We start from the raw sequence: 1,065 nt of genomic DNA on the forward strand, positions 1-1,065 counted from the left end.
CCATTGTTCTCAAAAGCGGGTGCAAAATAAGGGAGTATTTTTCGTATCTCCAAATTAAAAAACGAAAAATTTATGAGATAGCTTGAAAGAGTATGGCTTAAGAGTTGATTTGGTGAGGGTTGGTAGTGGAAAGTTTTTTATGTCTTTCCCAAGTTTGACAGATAATCTACCTATTACTCTCTGTAGCCCCTATAAACACTGATATTAATTTCTGAAATTTCAAAAGTGTAGTGAACAACTTTTCTTCGTTCTATTGATTTTTAGGGCATTGTACCTAAATTGAAGTAGAAAACAAGGACAGTATGTTCATTAAGACAACGAAAAATAGTAAAGGCACGGCTTATTATCACTTAGTGGAATCCTATCGTGATGCCGGAAAGGTCAAACAGCGGACTTTAATGTCACTTGGTCGCGTATCAGATGGTAAACTTGATTCATTAGCAGAAGCCATAAGTAAACATACCGATAAGCTTGAAGTTTTCAGTCTGGCTAAAGATGTTGATGTTCAAGACACTTACCATTTAGGCCCTTTGCTTGTTATTAAGAAAATGATGGACGGACTGGGTATTAGCAAGTGTTTACAAGTCATTCAAGCCAAACATCCAAAGCTTGAGTTCGATTTGCAAAAAGTTATTTTTACCCAGATTTGCTCACGCTTTTTAAAGCCGGTATCAAAGTTAGCTTTGTATGATAACTGGTTACAGCGGATGTATCCGCAAATGATTGACCATGATATTGCCGTGCAACACATTTACCGGAGTATGGATTTATTGTGCAAACACAAAGAGGATATTGAAAGCTTCTTATTTCGTTACGGCAAAGACCTATTCAATATTAACGTTGATGTTGTTTTGTACGACCTGACCACCCTTCGATTCGAAAGCACCCGAACAGATTTGGGGGAGCTTCGACAATTTGGCTATAGCAAAGAAATGCGCAGCGATTGCACCCAGATTGTACTGGGGTTGTTGACTAACACAGAAGGCATTCCCTTGTGCTGCGAAGTTCATCCGGGCAACACCTTCGAAGGCAATACGCTTGATGGCATCGTTGACCGCATTGGTA

Annotated in this window: 1 protein-coding gene; it reads left to right on the forward strand. The window is 39.2% G+C overall.

All coding sequences use genetic code 11. The features are described from left to right. Positions 1-302: 302 nt before the first annotated feature. Positions 303-1,065 (forward strand): IS1634 family transposase (locus JIV24_RS22170; RefSeq protein WP_200467272.1); only part of this gene is annotated, 763 nt, incomplete at its 3' end.

Source organism: Carboxylicivirga marina (assembly GCF_016612505.1).
Lineage (GTDB): Bacteria > Bacteroidota > Bacteroidia > Bacteroidales > Marinilabiliaceae > Carboxylicivirga > Carboxylicivirga marina.